Source organism: Methylomonas koyamae, from assembly GCF_001644025.1.
Lineage (GTDB): Bacteria > Pseudomonadota > Gammaproteobacteria > Methylococcales > Methylomonadaceae > Methylomonas > Methylomonas koyamae_A.
Genome location: NZ_LUUK01000178.1, coordinates 1 through 20001 on the forward strand (window position 1 = coordinate 1; position 20001 = coordinate 20001).

The following is a 20001-nucleotide window of genomic DNA, read 5'->3' on the forward strand; positions in this document are numbered from 1 at the left end:
CCGCCGAACTGCCGATCGCCGCTCATTGGGGACTGGCGCGGCCGCACGGCCGGCAGATTCTAACCGGCGACCGGCAAATGGACGGATTCTATTATGCCAAGCTGCGGAAATCCGCCTGACACCGCGCTAAGTGCCGCTAGCGCACAGAGCGACAAGCGACACCCCGCGCGCGGATACCCCGGAAATCGGCGCTGGATCAGCGCCTTGCTGTCGCTGATCATCGCCTTCTGGCTACCAACTGCCTCTGGCGGCGATTACTCGGCAAAAATCGGCGACCCACAATGGAAAACCAGCGAATACGGTTACTCAGCCGGCGTGCAAATCGAATATCGCTTGAGTCCAACCGCCAAGGAAGCGCTGCATAAAGGGGTACCGCTAACCTGGCGTGTTGTTATCGAGTTACGTCGCCCCGGCCGGTTATGGGAAGAAACCGTCTACAGCCGCGAACTGCGCTACACCCTGCAATTTCACGCCTTGCTAAACCAATACGCCGTCGAAACCGGAAACGGCGGCAGCGAAATGTTTTTAACCCTGAGCGCGGCCTTGGCGTTCATGGCGTCTATCAGCACGGACATGGCGCCGGCCGGCGAAAATCTCGACGCGACGCCGTTACAGCTCGCGGTAAAAACCCGCTTCGACCGCGAAGCCCTGCCGATTCCGCTCCGGCCGATGGCCTATCTGGACCATCGGTGGTTTTTGTCCAGCGACTGGTATTTATGGTCAATCCCAAAATAAAACTGCCGGCCAGCGCTCTGATCGTCATCCTGTTCGGGGCGGTCTTGCTGCTGTTGCAATTGATGAGCAGCGCCAGCCAGGAATCGTCCGAACTCGGCGAAATGTATTCCTGGCTGCTGGTCATCAATACGCTCGGATCGATCATCCTGCTGGGACTGGTCGTCGTCAACGCTTACTCGCTGGTCCGCGAACTGAAGAAGAAGGAGGCCGGCTCCCGGCTGACCACCCGGATGGTGTCGCTGTTCGTGTTATTGGCCTTGGCTCCGGCGGCCATCGTGTTTTATTTTTCGGTGCAATTCCTGCATCAAGGCATCGACAGTTGGTTCAACGTCGAAATCGACCGGGCGATGGACGACGCGCTGGAACTCAGCCAGTCGTCACTGACCCAACGGATGAATTGGCACATTAAGCAAACCCAGCAAATGGCCGACAAATTGCGTGGTAAGTCGGAGCATCTGATCGCGTTGGAAATCGGCTCGCTGTGGGCCGAATCCGGCGCGCTGGAACTGGCGGTCTTCACCCATCAAGGCCGGATTTTGGCGTCGAGCAGCGTCAATCCCAGCGACATTCTGCCGCATATGCCGGACGAACAGATCTGGCTGCAGCTACGTCAAAACAAGCAATATTTCGCGTTCGATCCCGGCGACAACGACGACATGCTGGTCCGCATCATCGTCTCGCTGGAGCCTGACCAAAGTCGCTACCTGCAAGTGCTGTATCCGATTCCGCTGCGGGTCACCGATTTGGCCGACTCGATCGAGTTCGCCTTCATTCGCTACCAGCAGATGAATTTTCTACGCGACTCGCTGAAAACCAGTTTCTCGTTGATATTGCTGCTGGTGCTACTGTTGAGTCTGCTCGCGGCGATTTGGGTGGCTTTCATCAGCATCCGCAACATCGTCGCGCCGGTCAAGGAGTTGGTCAAAGGCACCCAGGCCGTCGCCGAGGGAGACTATCAACAGCAACTGCCGGTCATGAGCCAGGACGATTTGGGCTTTTTGGTCGAATCGTTCAACCAGATGACCCGGCGTATCGGCCGCTCCCGCGACGAAACCCGCGCCGCCGGCCTGGAAGTCGAAAATCAACGCGCCTACCTGGAAACCATTCTCGCCAATCTGACCGCCGGCGTGATCAGCTTCGACGCCCGCTACTACATCCGCACCGCCAACCAGGCCGCCTACCGAATTCTGCACATCCCGGTCAGCCATTTCGTCGGCCAAACCTTACCGGAACTGGCCGCCAATCACGTCGAACTGGCCGACATGCTGACAGCGATCCAGCGACTGCTGGAAAAAGCCGACGACATCTGGGAGCAGCGCATTGTCTTCCTCGGCCCCAACGGCCGCCAGGAATTGCTGTGCCGCGGCACGCCGCTGTTCCAGCAGGACGGCAGCCGCACCGGCGCGGTGGTGGTATTCGACGACGTTACCGACTTGATACAAGCCCAAAAGAACGCGGCTTGGGGCGAAGTAGCCCGCCGACTGGCTCACGAAATCAAGAATCCGTTGACGCCGATTCAGCTGTCGGCCGAACGTCTGCAACACAAACTGGCCAAGGAACTCGACGAGGCCGGCGCTGAGTTTTTGCAACGCGGCACCCGCACCATCGTCCAACAGGTCGAGGCGATGAAACGGATGGTCGACGACTTTTCCGAGTACGCCCGGCCGTCCAAGAAGCAAGTCGAAAAAATCCATTTGCTGGACTTGATCCAAGAAGTGCTGGCGCTGTACACGCCGTTCGGCATCAAATTCGACACCGACTTCAAGAATCAACGAGTGATCGTCGAAGCAGACCCGGTCAGCATTCGCCAAGTGCTGCACAATCTGATCAAGAACGCCCAGGAAGCGACCACCGAACAGTGCCGGGTGACGATTAAGATCGCCAAGGTGGTGCGCAACAACGCCGAATACGTGGAACTGAGCCTGTACGACAACGGCAGCGGCCTGAATGCGGAGCAGATCGAAACGATTTTCGAGCCCTACGTGACCAGCAAGGCCAAGGGCACCGGCCTGGGCCTGGCCATCGTCAAAAAAATTATCGAGGAACACGGCGGCGTGATCTGGGTGGATACGTCTTATAATGCCGGGGCCGGCTTCATCATCCAACTGCCGGTCTTTGAATTCGGGAACCCTTCATGAACAAGCAAGCGCCCTACATACTGGTCGTCGACGACGAGCAGGACATTCGTCAACTGGTATCGGAAATTTTGGAAGACGAAGGTTACGATGTAGCGATGGCCGAAAACGCCACCGAAGCCCGTAAGCTGAAAAATCAACGTCCGCCCAATCTGATACTGCTGGATATCTGGATGCCCGACAGCGACGGCATCACCTTGCTGCGCGAATGGGTCGGCGAAGACAGTTCGCTGTGTCCGGTGATCATGATGTCCGGTCACGGCTCGGTGGAATCGGCGGTCGAAGCCACTCGGCTGGGCGCCTACGACTTTCTGGAAAAACCGCTGTCGCTGGCTAAATTGCTGCTGATCGTCGAGCGGGCGCTGGAAACCAGTTCTCTGCAACGCGAAAACGCCGGCCTGAAACAACAACTGATGATCACGGTCGAGCCGGTCGGCAAGAGCGCCGTGGTCGAGCGCACCAAGGACAAACTGAAGCGTCTGGCCCAACACGACGCCCGGGTGCTGTTCGTCGGCGAGGCCGGCGTCGGCAAGGAAATGTACGCCCGTTATCTGCACAACGCCAGCTCGCGGCGCGACGGCCCTTTCGTCGACGTCTCGGTCGGCAGCATTTCGCCGGAAAACGCCGCCGTCGAGTTTTTCGGCCGCGAGGACAACGGCCGGATTTATCGAGGCTTGCTGGAACAAGCCCACCGCGGCACCTTGTTCCTCGGCGAAATCGGCGGCATGGACCCGGAAACCCAAACCCGCTTGCTCAGCGCGCTGGAGTCCAGCTCCTTTCTGCGAGTCGGCGGCAGTCAGGCGGTAAGAGTGGATGTACGTGTCGTCGCTTCGACGCGGTTAGCGCTGGACGAGGAGGTCAACAGCGGCCGTTTTCGCCAGGATTTGTACTATTTACTGAACGTGGTGACGCTGGACATCTCGCCGCTACGCGATCACAGCGAAGACGTACCGGCACTGTTGAATTTCTACGTCGATCATTTCGTGATGCACGAAAAATTGCCGTTCCGACGCTTCTCGATGGCCGCGCAAAATTATTTGCGCAACTACAGCTGGCCGGGGAACGTCCGCGAATTGCGCAATCTGGTGCAACGCCTGATGATCTTGGGCGCCGGCGACGACATCGAGCTGGACGAAGTCAAGACCGCGCTGGGCTCGATCGCCGAACAACCCAAACTGGGCTCGAACGTGCCGGAATTTTTCAATTTGCCGCTAAAGGAAGCCCGCGACCACTTCGAAAAATCCTATCTGGAATACCACTTCGAAAAGACCGGCGGCAGCGTGGCCAAATTGGCGGCGGCTATCGGCATGGAGCGCACCCACCTTTACCGTAAGCTGCATTCGCTGAAGATCAAACTCTAAGTCAGCACCGCCGAGACCGACAAAAAACGGCCCCGGCAAGGCGGCGCGGAGATTGGTCGCCTCGCCGCCTGCTCGCGTTAATGAATATGCACTTCGCGGGATTTGGCTTTGTCGCTGCGGCGCAAGGTATAGTCGTCCTGATCGCCGGCCATCGGCTTGCCGTCGCTGTTCAGCAACACCAGCGTGCTGTCGTCCTGAATCGTGAATTTCCGCACCGATTCGTCTTTCTTCGAGGTTAGCAGCAAGGTGCGGGACTTTTCGTCCCACGCGTATTTACCTTTGTCGTAATACTCCCGACTGGACTCCCTGGCGTATTGGGTTACCAACAAATAATTGCTTTTTGGTTTGAGCGACAGCGTCATTTTAAAACCATCGCAATCCTTTTCCTTACACGGCAAGTAACCGTAGAACACGCCGCGAAACCCGCCGGTTTCGTCTGCCGGAGCGGCGTGGGCGGAATGATCGACGCCTTGCTCCTGATGCCGACTCATTTCCCGCGCCTTCAGCGCTTTTTCCTGCAGTTGCATATCGGATTCGGCCCAGGCGACGTTAAACGAGGCCAAGCAGGCGCCGAAAAAAATCCATGTCACATTTTTTGTAATTGTTCTGTTTAATGTTTGCATAAGCGATTTTTCTGGTCTGTGCGTTAAATGATCGTTCTCGCGGCTCGCGATACACCGGCTGATTGACGAATCTCCCCAGCCGATCGAGAGTGGGCCGCTCACTGGAGCGCTATAGTATCCCGAGGCGGGCGATTATGACAGTTTCGGACTTGGTTCTCCGCGCCTTAGGCAAGACTACCAGTGAAATCGCCGTTATCAATACTGGACTGGGGTGCCGTTCGCGCGCTGTCTGGCGAACTGATCACGGGTCGCATCGATAGCCCGAGTTTTCCATCGATCGAAATTCGCCGCTGGACACCGTGTTTCGCTCTCGTCACCCAAAATCCGCGCGGCCAAAGGCCAAAGCATCCTAGGATCTCCAGCCGGTCTTGATAACAATCCGAAGTGACGACTATCGTTACGAACACCGCGCGCCAGGTGCTTACGCGATCGATAAAACGCAAGCACACGGTTAAGCGTCGGTATTCAAACCCAAATAAACTTGAATTTGGCTTGACGTTTCAGTAGAATTCCGGGTTTTTATAGACCGCCTCAACCTTTGAGAAGCAAATAATGAAAACATTTAGTGCAAAGCCCGCGGAAGTTAAGCGCGACTGGTACGTGATCGATGCGGAAGGAAAGACATTAGGTCGCCTTGCTACTGAGATTGCACGCCGTCTTCGCGGCAAACACAAACCCGAATACACGCCGCACGTCGACACCGGCGACTACATCATCGTCATCAATGCCGAGAAAGTCGGCGTGACCGGCAACAAGGAAAAAGACAAAATGTACTATCGCCACACCGGCTACATAGGCAACATGAAGTCTGCTTCGCTGGGCAAATTGAGACAAACCTTCCCGGACCGCATCATCACGACTGCGGTACAAGGCATGCTGCCTAAGAATCCGTTGGGGCGGGCAATGTTCAAAAAATTGAAAGTTTACGCGGGTTCTGAGCACAATCATCAGTCTCAGCAACCCAAAGTTTTAGAATTCTAAGCAGGTAGATAGTTTATGGCAGCTCAGTACTACGGAACAGGTCGTCGCAAAAGCTCGGTCGCGCGCGTTTACGCCACCATCGGCTCAGGCAAATTCACCATCAACAGCCTCCCTGTTGAGCAATATTTCGGTCGCAAAACCGACGAGATGATTGCCAGACAACCGCTGGAGTTGTTGGGCAAAACCGCCGACTTCGACGTCAACATCCTCGTTAGCGGCGGAGGCCCATCTGGTCAAGCCGGTGCCATCAGACACGGCTTGGCTCGCGCCCTAATCGAATTCGACGAAGTATTGAGATCGCCCCTGCGTAAAGCCGGTTACGTAACTCGCGACGCCCGTGTCGTCGAACGTAAAAAAGTCGGTCTACACAAAGCCAGAAAACGTCCGCAATACTCGAAACGTTAATCGGTTCTACCAAAAAAGCCGCTGGAAAGCGGCTTTTTTGTGTCATTAAATTTGGGGCAACCGATTATTCGGCCACAAAATCCACCCCGAAAACTAAAACCTACCCAGCCCGAAACCGTTTTTCCGGCCAAGCCGAATCGCGTTAAGCAATCCGGTCAGAGTGACTCGACAACCTCAAATGCGCTAGACTATCGTCAATCGCGACGCCAGTGGCCGCGACGCGAGCCAGTCGCGAGACTTAGCCGAGCGAGCCTTAATTGATCGCGTGTTGCCGATCGGGGAACAACGCAAGCACCATTGTCAGATGTTCCGGCGCATCGAACAAAATGCTTCTCTCGGCGAAAAAGTCGCCGGCGGCTTCAATCGCATCTAGCATCACCGCAACCACGTAACGCTCGGCGTGAGACGACGCCACCATTTTCTCGGGCACCGCCGATTCGACCCGCAAGACCTGCATCGACTCGTCGAAAGAATGCAAGCGCAAGCCGTCGAAATCGGCTTTTTCGACCCGGCTCGGCAGCATAAACACAATATCCACGACCGGCATGCGCTTCTGCAGATGATGCTCGCGCAGTCCGGCCAGATCGATGGCAACTTTGGTAATGGCCTTGGCGATCGCGCTGTCTTCCAGCGCGCGGTCCGGCATCATGGAGGCAATATGTAAGGTCATGGCACACTCTCGACAATGGATGGTAAAGTCATTCAGCAAAAGCCGTTCCAAATTTTCGGCGATCTCTGAAAATAGGCGAACCGACCGTCGCGGCCCAGCATTGCCCGGCACTTCCTGCCCAAATCCGAGTCTTTCGCGAACGCCAGATTGTGCCAAAGCCAACAAAGTCGGGCGAAGCTGCTATTCGAGCAACGACACCCGACCACGCATGGAGCTACCCATAGAGAACAGCTCTATGCCTTTTTGTAATCTCGCCGATGATGCCTTGCCAAACCAATACACCCCATTTGCTACCGCCGGTTGGCCGCGACAATCGACGCGATCGCCTCTTCTACCCCGGCTAACTCGTCGTCGTAAACCATGGTTCTATACTCGACGGCGGTCGTATCGACCAGCGATTGTCGGGGAGTTTGACGATCATCGGCAACCAGTTCGATGCGAGTCAGCGTCGACAATCCCGGCTGTAACGGCCGCTCGGCCAGTTCCTCGTTGCTCAGGACCACCCGGACCGGCACCCGCTCGGCGACATGTATGAAATTGCCGGTCGCGTTATCGGTCGGCAATAACGCAAACACGCTGCCGGTACCCGGTAGCAAACCCTCCACGCGACCGTGATAAAGCCGGTCCGGATAGGCATCGACCCGGATTTCGGCCTGCAGACCCGGACGAATGCCGGCTATGCGGTTTTCCGGCACATTGGCCTCGACCCACAAACGATCCACGGCCACGATGGTCAATAGCGCGGTGCCCGGTTGAACGCTATCGCCAACCCTGGCCTTACGTTTAGCGACGACACCTGCGACGGGCGCGCGGACTTCCCGACGCCGGTACTCCAAATAAGCACGACGCAAGCGTTGCTTGGCTAATTCGACGGCGGGATGCTCGGCGATATCGGTGGTTCCGAGTTGCGCCGCCAATTCGGTTTGTTCCGCGCCGACTTCGAACTCCGCCGCTTCCAGCTCGCGGATTTTATCTTCGGCATTTTGCACCTGCTGTTCGGATACCGCGCCCTCGTCAATCGCCAAACGCATACGGTTGAGGTCGTGACGGACCGCCGCCAATGCCGCGCCGCGCGCCGCCAAGCGTTGGTGCAAGGTGTCCCGCTTCGCCGCCAATGCCGCGATCCGCCGAACCGCATCCGCCAACTCAGCCTCTGCTTGGCGCAAGCCGATTTCGGCATGCCGGCCATCCAGCCTGACCAACAACTGACCGGCCGCCACCGCTTGCGTGTCCTCGGCCAATATCTCCACCACGGTACCCGCCGTTTGCGCCTCGACCCCAAGCACATGGCCGGCGACAAAAGCATCGTCGGTACTCACCCAGTGTCTATCCAGCCACCAGCCGCGCGCGGCATAAGCCAACGCGACCGTTACGCAAGCGATCAAGGTCCACCGCAAACGCCGATTGCGCCGACGCAGGGCTGCTCGGGGACCGTGTCCGCGGACTTCGCTCATCGGCCAACCGACAGGACTTGGTCTTCCTGAAAGCCGCCGCCCAAGGCTTCGCACAACGCGACAACCGCCTTAGCCCGCGCCGCTTGCGCCGTCGCAATTCGCCAGTGCAGCCTATCGACGACAACGGCGGCCTGAAGCGGACCGGCGGCATCGCTTAAGCCCGTTTGCCGCAAAATGTCGGCCACTCGCTTGGTCCGTTCCGCATCCGCTAGGTTTTGGACTAGCGCTTCAGCGGTGGCGAACGCCTCACGGCCACGGCTCACGGCATCGACGACCTCGCGCGCCGCCGTCGACAATGTCGCATTGTAAAACTCGACCGCCGCGTCGTAACCGGCCTCGCTATCGGCCAAATTAGCGCGCAGCCGACCCCCTTCGAACAGAGGGAATGTCAACGACGGCCCAACCGCGTACGCCAGACTCGAACCGTGGAATACCACGTCGGTCAGGCTAACGCTATGCAAGCCCGCCAAGCCGATCAAATTCACGTCCGGATAAAACTCGGTTAGGGCGACATGCACGGCTTCCGCGGCAGCCTCGGCACGTAACCGCGCCGCGCTGACATCGGGCCGCCGCGCCAGCAAATGCAACGGCAAATCGGCCGGCAAACCCGGCCAAGCCGGCGCCGCATGCTCGACACGGATATCCGCCCCCCAATCCGGGCCGCGTCCGGCCAACGCCGCCAGCAAATGCCGCCCGAGTTCGACCGAAGCGCCGGTCGCCGCCAAGCTTGCCTCGGATTCGCCGAGGTCTATTTGCGTGTTCAGCCAGGGCGCGTCGCTGCTCAAGCCGCTATCGCGCCGACGGGCCGCCAGGGCCAGCAACCGCCGGCGACTGGCCAGCAAGCGTTCGCCGACCAAACGTTGTTGCTCGGCCGCGACCAAGTCGAAATAGGCTCGGGCCACGCTACCCGCCAACATTAACCGGGCATCCATCAATTCGGCGGCGCTAGCTAATGCGCCGTCCACGGTCTGCTGCAATTCGGCGCGATCCCTACCCCAAAGATCCAGGTGATACCGTAACACCACGGGATCGATTAATAATTGCCGAAACTGCTCGCCGGCCAGTTTCGCCTGAACGCTGTTGGCCGAAAACCGCTGAGCACTGAAAGCGACATTGGCGCTCACGGTCGGATAGAGTGCCGCGGCCTGACCGTCGACCAGCGCCCGCGCCTGCCGCAAACGAGCGGCGGCAACACCCAGGTCGGGATTCTCCGCCAACGCTGTTTCGATCAGCCGATTCAGTTCCGGACTGCCGAATTGGCGCCACCAGTCCGATACCGGCCAAGCGCCGGTTTGCGCATCTCGCAAGGTTTGCGTCATCGGCGGGAGCGAAATTTTCTCGGCGGCCGGCCGGGAATCGCCAAACTGGGCGCATCCGCCCAACCCCGCTAGCGCAACGATCCAAACCCAGCCGGCGAGTTTCACGCGTTTTCCTCCATGACCGCTTCCTCTCGACCGTCGCGCCAATCGGCCAGCGCCGAGCGCACCCGCGTCGGCCGCGCCAGCCAGACCAGCGCCGCCAAGATCGCAAAGCCGCAACCGGCTAGCCAAAACGCATCGTCGATACCCTGGATCGCCGCTTGCCGCGCGGCGGCTTTCGCCAGCCTGGCCAAGCCCCGATCGTCGGTATAGCCTGCGGCCCGCCACCACGACGCAGCCCGTTCGGCGGCCACGCTATCGGCTCCCATCCACTCAGCGTAATGAACGGCATGTAGCGGCGCGCGCCGATAAAGTACGCAGCCTTGCAAGGTAATACCGATCGCGCCGGCCGCGATGCGCAGCGCGCCGGCCAATTCCAGCGCGGCGGCGTGACGCCGCGCCGGTAAATCGTGCAGCATCAGCGCGGTTAATGGCACGAAGAATCCGCCCAAGCAGGCGCCTTCCAGCAATTTCGGCCCCAACAGCGTCGCGAAAGCCGCGCTATCGTCGAAGCGGCTCAACCAAAAATAGCACACCGAAAATCCGGCCAGGCTCAAGCTCGCGAGCCAACGGGCGTCCACGCGCTTGACGATTTCATGCATCACCGCCGCGACCGGTTTGGCGAAAACCGCCATCGGCAAGAAAACCAGACCGGCCAACCATGACGAGTAGCCCAAATTCAGCTGCAATTGCACAATCAGCAGCGACAACAATCCCTGGAACCCCAAAAACCCGGCGCACAATACCGTCAATCCAACCGCGAAATTGCGATGGGTCAATAGCCGTAACTCCAGATAAGGTCGGCAAGTTGAGCGCGCCCGTCCTATCCAGACCGCGAATGCCAACAACGTCGCCAGCGCTAAGACGATTTGCGAATCGGCCCGCCACCAATCGACGTCGTTGCCGCGATTCAATAAAGTCTGTAAACCGAACCAGGCCGTAACGCAACTCGCCAACCCCAGCCCATCGAAGCGCAACCGGGCAACGGCTACCTTGCGCTGGTATAGCAAGGCCGCGACCAGGCCGGCAATGCTCAACGCGATCGGCACATTCGCCCAAAACAGGCAGCGCCACCCCCATTCGTCGGCGATCCAGCCGCCGATCGGCGGCCCCAGGCTGAACGGCGTCAGCGTAAATACACTCCAGACGCCGACACCGACCGACTTTCCGCGCGCTGGATATTCGTTCAACAGCAAAGTCTGCCCGGCCGGCAGCGAAATGCCGCCACAAACGCCGAGTAAAATTCGCGCTGCCAGATAGCGCGCGTAGCCGTCCGCCGCGGCGCACAACCAGGATGCAACGGCAAAACCGACCAAGGCCGTCACCAGCACCCGGTAGTCGCCGACGCGTCTGACCAGCCAAGCGCCCAACGGATAAGCCAGCGCCAGTGCCATCATGTAGTCGGTCTGGGTCCAGGTTGCTTCGCTGGGCGCGATACCCAAACCGCCGGCGACGCGCGGCAACATGGCGATGTAGGCCCCGGCATTGAAAATCACCAGCGCATGCGCCAACCCCAAACAGGCGTTGAATAAACCGAAGCGCCATCCCCGTTGGCGTCTTAACATGCGCCCGCTCATTGCCGTCCGGCGGAACCGGTCGGCAACCCGTCGTCGAGTAACGCGCCACCCAGTTTTAGCGTCGCGCTCTTGAAGGCGGCACCGTCCACGGTTAACGAGGCGCGCGCTTGCGGATCGACCAAGGTACGTTCCGCGTTACCGCGCCCGGTCACTCGGCCGCTGGCCGGATCGATCCATTTCCATAACAAACGCAGCGACAATTGATCGTCAAAGGTTCGCCAACCCAACATCCCTAATTCCAGCACTTTGTCGGCGACGCCAACAGGGTAGACGGCGGCCGGCGCGGCGTACCAGGCCTGGATCGCGGCGCGCCAGCGCGCCGGATCGGCGGTTTCCGGAGCCAGCGGCAAGGCGGCGATTGCACCCGCAACGCTGGCGTAGACCCCTCGCGCGCACAAGGTCAGCGCGGCCCGCTCGGCCAGGGCCGGCAGCGGCGACCAATCCGGGCCGGGCGACGCGATCGCGTCGTCGCCGGTGAGCGCACCGCTGGTTAAAATCCCGCCGGGCAAGCGAAACGCCGCCAGGTGAACCGGGAAGTCCAAGGCTTGATGACGAATCTGGCGGTAAGCCGGTTGACGTTGTTCGATCAGGTCTGGCCAGACCTCCAGAGGCGGCGCTTGCAACGGCACGACCAACACCGAAACCGGCGCCACGCCCGAATCCGCCGCCTGCTTCGGGCTGGTCGCCGCGCAGCCGGCGGCCAGCCACAATCCGGCAAGCGCCGATGCGGCCCGGATAATCGCGGTTTGACTCCCTGTATTACAGCCTCGCCCCGGCGCGTCCTCGCGCGGAGCCAAAGCTTCTAAATCGGACATATCGACTTCCCCCAGAGTATTAGCAATCGCGGAACGTAAAAAGCACTCAACCAAATAACAGCGAATCGCTTTCTATTCGACTGTGACCCACTATAAAAAGCCGCATAACATTAGACAAGCGAATTTAATTGGACTTTAATATCGAAAAAATCAATACAAAGACATGGATCTCGACCAAATCAAGACTTTCTTAAGCGTGGCCGCCCACGGTAGTTTTCAGGCAGCGGCCGGGCATTTGTACGTCACCCAATCGACGGTCAGCATCCGCATTCAGCGTTTGGAAGCCGAGTTGGGCGCCGCGTTGTTCGTGCGCAACCGCGCCGGCGCCGCGCTGACTAGCCAAGGCCAGCGATTTCTGCCACATGCGCAAAGCCTGTTACTGACCTTCGAACAAGCCCGCCACGACATCGGCCTACCCAGCCGGTTTCGAGCCAGCATCGCGATCGGCGCCCGCGTCGGGCTGTGGCAAGCGGTGCTGCCGGATTGGATAGGCGAGATACGCCGGACGATTCCGGACATCGCGATCCGCGGCGAAATCGGTTTCGAAGACGACTTGATGCGCGGCCTGATCCAGGGCCGCATCGATATCGGCATGATGTACACGCCGCAACACAGCGCCGGCCTGCTGATCGAGCATTTGTTCGACGAGACCTTGATCTTGCTGGCCAGCGAACCTAATCGCCGCTGGCCCGATCCGGACTACGTCTACGTCGATTGGGGTCCGGCGTTTTATACCAAACACGCCAACTGTTTCCCCGATCTGGAAGGACCGGCCCAGCGCGTTAACATCGGCTGGCTGGCAGCGCAACTGGTGTCGCGTAACGGCGGCTCCTGCTTTCTGCCGGAGCGGATCGCCGCGCCGTTGATCGCGGCCGGCCGCTTGTTTCCACTGGCGAACAGCCCCAGTTTCACTCTACCGGCTTATATGGTGTCCGCCCGCGCCGCCGACCACGACATACTGCGGCAAGTGGTGGACCTACTCCGGGCCGCGGCGCTCCGCGAGCGGCACGGGGACGGCCGCGACCGCGCCGAGCCGGCTTAATCCAAGGTCGGCGATGCGACGTGAAACGCGTCGCTGTGGATATCGGCCAGCGCCGCGCCGCTCAAATAGGCCTGACGCTTGGCGCGATCCACCATGTCGGGATGGCCGCACAAATACACCCGCCAATCGCGCAAACCCGGCAACTCCGCCATTGCCACGTCGTTGGCACGGCCGGCAGCAATGCCTGACGGCGCGTCGCCGCGCGACACGCACGGCGTGTAATGGAAATTGGCGTGGGCTCGCGCCAAGTCGCGCATTTCATCCAGCCAGTACAGGCCCTCGACGTCTCGGCTACCGTGATACAGCCGAATTTGCCCGCGATGGCCGTTATGCAAGGCTTCCTCGACAATCCCGGCCAGCGGCGCCAAACCGCTGCCGGTACCGATCAGCAACAGATTGGCCGCCGGCAAGTCCGCCAGGTAGTAACAAAAGCCTTGCGGATCGGAAACGTCGATCCGATCGCCGACCGCCAGTTCGCGATGCGCCCATTCGCTGAAGCGGCCTCCGGCCAAGCGGCGGATATGAAAAGTCAGGCGGGTCGAATTTCGGCTATTGGCGATCGAATAACTGCGGATCAAACCGTCGGCGCGGCGCAAATTGACGAATTGGCCGGCGTAATATGCCAGCGGATGCTCGCATTCCAAGGCCAGCCACAGCGTCTGCGCATTCAGATTGCGCTTTTCGACGACCTCCGCCGCAGTGTAGCCCGCCGCCGCGCCACCCAATCCCAAACGCATATCGCGCTCGGGCCGGCACAAACAGGCCAGCAAATAGTCTTCGCGTTGCAGCGCCGGCTTCAACCCGACTTGCGCGGCGGCGGGCGGCGGGCCGTCTAGACTGCGCACCAGACAGGCATGACATACGCCTTGCCGACAACCGTTATCGATCTCGATGCCGTCACGCAGAAACGCATCCAGCACCGTTTCGCCGGCACCGCACAGTGCCTGGCGGCCGTTGAAGCTAATCTTGATTTCCGCCATCGCCGCGCTCAACGGTTCAACACGTCGCTGCGGGTACTTTCGGCAATCGCCGCGGCTCGCGCGATCAAGTCGGCCGGCACGTTCAATTCCCGCAAGGTTGAGCCCAAGTGTTCCATCACCGCGTCGAAGTGGGTATCGTCCAGGCCCAGTTTTTCGACCAGATGGGCGTGCGCCCGCCGCATGTCGGCACCGTTGTAATGGTTGGGACCGCCGAAAGCCATCGTCAAAAAGGCTTTCTGCTTGGCGGCCTGCTTGTCGATGTCGGTGTTGTCGAAGAAGCGGTTGATTCGGTGATCGCTCAACACCTTGCGGTAAAAAATATCGACGGCGGCATTGACGGCCGCTTCGCCGCCCAATTGTTCGTACAAAGAAATTGCTGCGCTCATGGCATCTCCCGTGGATTGCGTTGATAAAGTCGGGTCGCTCGACCCGGACACAGCATAAACCGGTAAAAATACTTTTACAATATTTTTATGTTTTAAGTATTATAGGCTGCTCTAGCTACCTTTGCCGGTCGCCATCAAAACATTCGGTAAATTTAATCGTAAGCTCCGCCACGCGCCCACGAGAATCCGGCCATTCACGAGCTAACGCGCTACAATAGTGGCCCGTTTCTCAGCCCGCAAAATTCGATGAACGTTTTAACCGGCTCCCGCCAGGAACAAATTCTGACTCTGTTATTAGATGCGCCTTCGGGCCTGTGCATCGACGAACTGGCGGCCGCGTTGGGGATTTCGCGCAACGCGGTCAAACAGCATCTGGCCGGACTCGAAAAAGACCAACTGATCCGCGAGGCCGCCTGGAACAGCACCGGCGGCCGGCCGTCGCGCAGTTACGGTTTGACCGAGGCCGGCCGAAATCGGCTACCCAAGCAATACGCCTGGTTCAGTACCTTGCTGCTGGACCAACTGCGCAACGAATTGGGCGAAGCCGGTTTACGCCGCTTGATGTGGCGAACCGGCGAAAATCTGGCCGAGACCTTGGCCCCTCGCTTTGCCGGTAAGAGTCTCGCCGAACGCACCGCCGCGCTAGTCGAATTGATGCAGTCGCTGGGTTATCACGCCAATCTCGAAGACGACACCGGCCAAATTAGAGCCATCAACTGCGTCTACCACGACATGGCTCAGCGCCACCCGGAATTGTGCGAGTTCGACCGGGCATTAATCGCAACCTTGCTGGAACGGCCGATCGAGCAAACCGCTTGCATGGCAAAGCAAGATTGCACATGCCGATTCAAGTGCTTGGCGCCGCCGGATTAGCCCAGGGTTCCGGCGCCGAACGGGCTTGCGGTTTTTCGTAGCCGAGCGTCTCGGTGATACAATGGCGCTTTCCCGAACGACTTTTTACCGAGAAATCATGAGACCATCCTTCCGTACGGCCTGCAGCCTGTTGTTTGGGCTGTCGTTAATGCTGACCGTCGCATCGCTGCAAGCCGCCAGTCCGATTTTTACGCCCGCCGCGCCGAGCGTCGCCGCCAGCAGCTATTTCCTGATGGACTTCAACAGCAGTCGGGTGCTGGCCGAAAAAGACCCCGACAAACGCGTCGCGCCGGCCAGTTTGACCAAGATCATGACGGTGTACGTGGTATTCCGCGAGCTTAAGGCCGGTCATTTGACGTTGGACGAAAAAGTCACGATCAGCCAGAACGCCTGGGAAACCGGCGGCTCGAAAATGTTCGTCGAAGTCAACAAGCAGGTGGCGGTCGAGGACTTGCTGCAAGGTGTCGTGATTCAATCGGGCAACGACGCCAGCGTGGCGCTGGCCGAACACGTGGCCGGTAGCGAGCAAACTTTCGCGACGATGATGAACGAGCAAGCCAGCCGCCTGGGCATGGCCAATAGCCATTTCGAAAACGCCACCGGCCTGCCCAGTCCCAACCATTACAGTTCGGCGCGCGATCTGGCGCTGCTGGCGCAAGCGGTGATCAAGGAATTTCCGGAATATTACCGCTGGGATTCGCAAAAAGAGTTTACTTTCAACGGTATTACCCAACAAAACCGCAACCTGCTACTTTGGCGCGATCCTTCGGTCGACGGCCTGAAAACCGGTTTTACCGACGACGCCGGTTACTGCATGGTCGCTTCGGCCAAACGCGAGGACATGCGGCTGATCTCGGTGGTAATGGGTACCGCCAGCCCGAACGCCCGCTCCAACGAGAGCCAGTCCTTGTTGAACTACGGTTTCCGCTTCTTCGAAACCCATCGGCTGTACGAAGGTAACAAGGCCTTGAGCGAAGCGCGGGTGCGCAAGGGTGTCACCTCGAAATTGCCGGTCGGCTTGGCCGAAGACCTCTACGTCACCGCGCCGCGCAAGCATTTCAGCGAATTGAAAGCCGAAAGCCAGACCGACAAAGCCATCGTCGCGCCGCTGAATAAGGGTGACACGGTCGGTAGCCTGGTAGTGTCGTTGGCCGGCGAAACCGTCGTCAGCAAACCGCTGGTGGCGCTGGAAGCGATAGCCGAGGGCGGCCTGTTCCGGCGCTTGTACGATGCCGCCATCGGTTTATTGGAGAAGGAATGACCGAACTTGTTTATTTGAACGGCGACTATCTGCCGTTGACCGAAGCCAAGGTGTCGGTGCTGGATCGCGGCTTTTTGTTCGGCGACGGCGTTTACGAAGTGATACCCGCCTACGGCGGCAAATTGTTCCGCCTGGAAGACCACATCGTTCGACTGAATAACAGTCTGGCCGGCATCCGCTTGACGGTGCCGCACGGCGTCGCCGACTGGCAAGCCATCTTCCAGCCGTTGCTGTCGGCCGGCAAGGACCAATACATCTATCTGCAAATCACTCGCGGCTATGCGCCGACCCGCGATCACGGTTTCCCGGAAACCGTGGTGCCGACGGTTTTCGCGATGTGCTCGGAGATCAAGCCGTTTCCAGGCAAGTCGGCCGGTATCAAGGCGATCACGCTGGACGATACCCGCTGGCAGCTTTGCAACATCAAGGCAATCACCCTGCTGGCCAACATTCTGTTACGCCAACAAGCCCTGGATCGGGATTGCGCCGAAGCGATTCTGGTCAAGAACGGCTACGTTATCGAAGGCGCCGCCAGCAATCTGTTCGCGGTCATCGACGGCGAATTGATCACGCCGCCCAAATCCAACGAAATCCTGCCGGGCATCACCCGCGACGTGATTCTGGAATTGGCGAGCGCCGACGGCATCCCCTGCCGCGAAGACATCATCGCGCTGGAAGGCCTGCAAACCGCCGAGGAGGTCTGGGTCGCCAGCTCCACCCGGGAAATCCTCGCCGTCGTTGAATTGGACGGCAAACCGATCGGCACCGGCAAGCCAGGGCCGGTTTGGCAACGGCTGGACGATTTACTGCAAACCTATAAAAAGTCGCTGTCATGAGCGAAGCCGATTCCCTGCTGGAATTTCCCTGCCAATTTGCGATTAAGGCGATGGGTAAGAGCCGGGACGACTTCGACGCAATCGTCGTCGAGATCGTCCGCCGCCACGTCGAAGACATTCGCGAAGGCGCGGTCACTAGCCGGCCGAGCAAGGGCGGCAATTACACGGCGGTCACCGTCGTTATCGAGGCCACCAGCCGCGGCCAACTGGACGCGATTTACCTGGATTTGACAGCCTGTCCCGACGTGTTGATGGCGCTGTAAGCCAGTGAATGCAAGCCTGCAACACTTGGGCCGGCACGACTACGCATCGGTCTGGCGGGACATGCAAAACTACACCGCCGAGCGCGACAGCGCCAGTCCGGACCAGATCTGGATCGTCGAGCATCCGCCGGTCTACACATTGGGCCTGAACGGCAAGCGCGAACACCTACTGCGCGAGACGGCGATTCCAGTCATTGCCTGCGATCGCGGCGGCCAGATCACCTACCACGGCCCCGGCCAACTGATCGTGTACCTGTTGGCCGATCTGCGCAGGCTGAGTCTAGGCCCAAGGCAGGTGGTCAGTTTATTGGAACAAGCCGTCATCGTCACGCTAAGCCAATACGGTATTTCGGCCTCGGCCCGCGCCGACGCCCCCGGCGTCTACGTTGACGGCCGCAAAATCGCGTCGTTGGGCCTGCGCATCAAACGCGGCTGCTGCTATCACGGCTTGAGCCTGAACAACGACATGGACTTGGCACCGTTCCGCGACATCAATCCCTGCGGCTACCCGAATTTGCCGGTTACCCAACTGGCCGATTTGGGGGTTAAGATAAGCACCGACGAACTGGCCGTTCCGATAGTTCACCAATTACTTCAGGCGATAGAATCATGACGCTGAACGCCCCTTCCCGCTCCACGCCCGCAACCCACCAACGCAATGCCGATAAATTGTCGCGGATTCCGATCAAGGTCGAAACGACCGGCGAAGTATTGCGCAAACCGGATTGGATCCGGGTCAAGCTACCGGCCGGCGATCAGGTCAACCGGATAAAGCAGACCCTGCGCGCCAACCGTCTCCACACGGTGTGCGAGGAAGCGGCCTGCCCGAATCTGGGCGAATGCTTCAGCCACGGCACCGCTACTTTCATGATCATGGGCGATCTGTGTACCCGGCGTTGCCCGTTCTGCGACGTAGCCCACGGCAAACCGCAAGCGTTGGACGCCGAGGAACCGGCGCATCTGGCCAATACCATCGCCGCGATGGCGTTGAAGTACGTGGTCATCACCTCGGTGAACCGCGACGACTTGCGCGACGGCGGCGCCGGCCACTTTGCCGCCTGTATTGCCGAGGTGCGCCGGCGATCCCCCGCCACCGTTGTGGAAGTGTTGGTCCCCGATTTTCGCGGACGGGTCGGTAAAGCCCTGCAGATCTTGGCCGCGCAACCCTGCGATGTGTTCAACCACAATTTGGAAACCGTGCCGCGCCTGTATCAGCAAGCCCGGCCCGGCGCCGATTACCAGGGATCGTTGGAACTGCTAAAGCTGCATCGAGAACATCTGCCGCAGGTGCCGACCAAATCCGGCCTGATGTTGGGCATCGGCGAAACCGAGGCGGAGATTTTGGCGGTGCTGGACGACTTGTTGGCGCACGGTTGCAGCATGCTGACGCTGGGTCAGTATTTGCAGCCCAGCAAGGACCATTTGCCGGTCCAGGCCTATATCCATCCGGACCAATTTCAACGCTATGCAGAAATCGCCACCGAAATGGGTTTCAAACAAGTAGCCAGCGCGCCGTTGGTGCGTTCGTCCTACCACGCCGACCTGCAAGCCGCCGTCATCGTCGGAGTATAGCGAGCAAGCCCCCTAGGTTAGTGCCATGCGTTAAGCTTGAGTTTATCGGACGTTGCTAATCTGGATCGAGGCGCCCGTACCGCGTTCCGCTGACCCTACCCCTCTGGCTTCGGAATGCTCCTTACGCGGCGCCTCACTAATCTCCCTGCATATTCTACCGAGTCACGCCGGCAACATATCGTCCTGGTAATGGAAGACATTGGATAAATCGATGTGGATTTCGATCCGATCGCCCCGCCGCCGATCAATGCCGCGCTGCTGATAGCCGGCCGACGTTTCCAGCAAGCGCCTATCGTTGTTAAGATCCCTATGCACATACGGCCTGATCGACACGCAAGTATTGCTGAAGGGTTTGCCGGACAGGTTTTGAATCGCCAACATGCCGCTGGCCCGCGAATCGACGAAAACCAGACCGTGGTGCTCCAGACCATTGGTTTGCTTATCCCGAATCACCATCACCTCGGCTTTCAAAACCCGACCGGACGCCTGATCTCCACCGTTCGTAAACGCCGAAAACACGTAATCGTGTAACTCGTTGGGTCGAGTATTCGCAGGAATATCCTTTAAAAACAAAATCATAATCACTGTCTGCATCGTAACTGGAATCGACGTGG

Annotated in this window: 21 protein-coding genes; 12 read left to right on the top strand and 9 right to left on the bottom strand. The window is 59.3% G+C overall.

Features of this window, described 5'->3' with window-relative positions:
• Window positions 1–93: 93 nt before the first annotated feature.
• Genes A1355_RS15040 through A1355_RS15050 form a run of 3 tightly spaced genes read left to right on the top strand, consistent with a single transcriptional unit; the run spans window position 94 to window position 4231 of the window.
• Complete coding sequence (locus tag A1355_RS15040; protein WP_082885563.1) at window positions 94–735, top strand: DUF4390 domain-containing protein; 642 nt, start codon at window positions 94–96, stop codon at window positions 733–735.
• Window positions 717–2873, top strand: a complete 2157-nt coding sequence (locus A1355_RS15045; RefSeq protein WP_064029597.1) for a sensor histidine kinase — start codon at window positions 717–719, stop codon at window positions 2871–2873. The genes A1355_RS15040 and A1355_RS15045 overlap by 19 nt, the downstream gene beginning before the upstream one ends.
• Entirely contained in the window at window positions 2870–4231 is a 1362-nt protein-coding gene (locus A1355_RS15050) for a sigma-54-dependent transcriptional regulator (protein ID WP_064029599.1), read from the top strand. The genes A1355_RS15045 and A1355_RS15050 overlap by 4 nt, the downstream gene beginning before the upstream one ends.
• Before the next feature lie 77 nt (window positions 4232–4308).
• Here A1355_RS15050 and A1355_RS15055 read toward each other — a convergent pair whose 3' ends face one another.
• Entirely contained in the window at window positions 4309–4821 is a 513-nt protein-coding gene (locus A1355_RS15055) for a copper resistance protein NlpE (protein WP_331710123.1), read from the bottom strand.
• A gap of 585 nt (window positions 4822–5406) precedes the next feature.
• On the opposite strand from A1355_RS15055, the gene rplM reads away from it, so the two are divergent.
• Together rplM and rpsI are read left to right on the top strand one after the other, a co-directional pair.
• Window positions 5407–5835, top strand: a complete 429-nt coding sequence (gene rplM / locus A1355_RS15060) for a 50S ribosomal protein L13 (RefSeq protein ID WP_064029603.1) — start codon at window positions 5407–5409, stop codon at window positions 5833–5835.
• A gap of 15 nt (window positions 5836–5850) precedes the next feature.
• Window positions 5851–6240 (top strand): 30S ribosomal protein S9, encoded by a 390-nt coding sequence (rpsI, locus tag A1355_RS15065; RefSeq protein WP_064029605.1) that lies wholly within the window; start codon window positions 5851–5853, stop codon window positions 6238–6240.
• Between the two features lie 253 nt (window positions 6241–6493).
• On the opposite strand, the gene A1355_RS15070 is transcribed toward rpsI, so the two are convergent.
• From A1355_RS15070 to A1355_RS15090, 5 genes are all read right to left on the bottom strand, one after another.
• Window positions 6494–6910, bottom strand: coding sequence for a hypothetical protein (locus A1355_RS15070; protein ID WP_231883683.1), 417 nt, complete (start codon window positions 6908–6910; stop codon window positions 6494–6496).
• Between the two features lie 290 nt (window positions 6911–7200).
• On the bottom strand, window positions 7201–8364 hold the full coding sequence (locus tag A1355_RS15075) for an HlyD family secretion protein (protein WP_064029608.1): 1164 nt from the start codon (window positions 8362–8364) through the stop codon (window positions 7201–7203).
• Window positions 8361–9788 (bottom strand): efflux transporter outer membrane subunit, encoded by a 1428-nt coding sequence (locus A1355_RS15080; protein WP_064029610.1) that lies wholly within the window; start codon window positions 9786–9788, stop codon window positions 8361–8363. The genes A1355_RS15075 and A1355_RS15080 overlap by 4 nt, the downstream gene beginning before the upstream one ends.
• Window positions 9785–11347 (bottom strand): DHA2 family efflux MFS transporter permease subunit, encoded by a 1563-nt coding sequence (locus A1355_RS15085; RefSeq protein WP_231883684.1) that lies wholly within the window; start codon window positions 11345–11347, stop codon window positions 9785–9787. Before A1355_RS15085 ends, A1355_RS15080 begins: the two co-directional genes overlap by 4 nt.
• An 8-nt stretch (window positions 11348–11355) precedes the next feature.
• A complete protein-coding gene (locus A1355_RS15090; protein ID WP_064029614.1) occupies window positions 11356–12174 on the bottom strand; it encodes a hypothetical protein in 819 nt (272 codons plus the stop codon).
• Between the two features lie 163 nt (window positions 12175–12337).
• Here A1355_RS15090 and A1355_RS15095 point away from each other — a divergent pair, with 163 nt between their 5' ends.
• Window positions 12338–13216 (top strand): LysR family transcriptional regulator, encoded by an 879-nt coding sequence (locus A1355_RS15095; protein WP_064029616.1) that lies wholly within the window; start codon window positions 12338–12340, stop codon window positions 13214–13216.
• Here A1355_RS15095 and A1355_RS15100 read toward each other — a convergent pair.
• On the bottom strand, window positions 13213–14196 hold the full coding sequence (locus tag A1355_RS15100) for a 2Fe-2S iron-sulfur cluster-binding protein (protein WP_064029670.1): 984 nt from the start codon (window positions 14194–14196) through the stop codon (window positions 13213–13215). The genes A1355_RS15095 and A1355_RS15100 overlap by 4 nt on opposite strands.
• Window positions 14197–14204: 8 nt before the next feature.
• Window positions 14205–14582: a group I truncated hemoglobin gene (locus tag A1355_RS15105; RefSeq protein ID WP_064029618.1), complete on the bottom strand. Its 378-nt coding sequence runs from the start codon at window positions 14580–14582 to the stop codon at window positions 14205–14207.
• Between the two features lie 246 nt (window positions 14583–14828).
• Between A1355_RS15105 and A1355_RS15110 the strand changes: the two genes are divergently transcribed.
• From A1355_RS15110 to lipA, 6 genes are all read left to right on the top strand, one after another.
• Entirely contained in the window at window positions 14829–15455 is a 627-nt protein-coding gene (locus tag A1355_RS15110) for a helix-turn-helix transcriptional regulator (protein WP_064029620.1), read from the top strand.
• Window positions 15456–15552: 97 nt separating this feature from the next.
• A complete protein-coding gene (locus A1355_RS15115) occupies window positions 15553–16716 on the top strand; it encodes a D-alanyl-D-alanine carboxypeptidase family protein (protein WP_064029622.1) in 1164 nt (387 codons plus the stop codon).
• Window positions 16713–17552, top strand: a complete 840-nt coding sequence (locus A1355_RS15120) for an aminotransferase class IV (protein WP_064029624.1) — start codon at window positions 16713–16715, stop codon at window positions 17550–17552. Before A1355_RS15115 ends, A1355_RS15120 begins: the two co-directional genes overlap by 4 nt.
• The gene (locus A1355_RS15125; RefSeq protein ID WP_064029626.1) at window positions 17549–17815 is read left to right on the top strand and encodes a YbeD family protein; all 267 of its coding nucleotides are present in this window, start codon (window positions 17549–17551) and stop codon (window positions 17813–17815) included. Before A1355_RS15120 ends, A1355_RS15125 begins: the two co-directional genes overlap by 4 nt.
• A 4-nt stretch (window positions 17816–17819) precedes the next feature.
• Window positions 17820–18428, top strand: coding sequence for a lipoyl(octanoyl) transferase LipB (lipB, locus tag A1355_RS15130; protein WP_082885564.1), 609 nt, complete (start codon window positions 17820–17822; stop codon window positions 18426–18428).
• Complete coding sequence (lipA, locus tag A1355_RS15135) at window positions 18425–19387, top strand: lipoyl synthase (protein WP_064029629.1); 963 nt, start codon at window positions 18425–18427, stop codon at window positions 19385–19387. The genes lipB and lipA overlap by 4 nt, the downstream gene beginning before the upstream one ends.
• A gap of 162 nt (window positions 19388–19549) precedes the next feature.
• Here the strand turns inward: lipA and A1355_RS15140 are convergent, their stop codons facing one another.
• Window positions 19550–19981: an RNA-binding protein gene (locus A1355_RS15140; RefSeq protein ID WP_139306352.1), complete on the bottom strand. Its 432-nt coding sequence runs from the start codon at window positions 19979–19981 to the stop codon at window positions 19550–19552.
• Window positions 19982–20001: the final 20 nt, after the last annotated feature.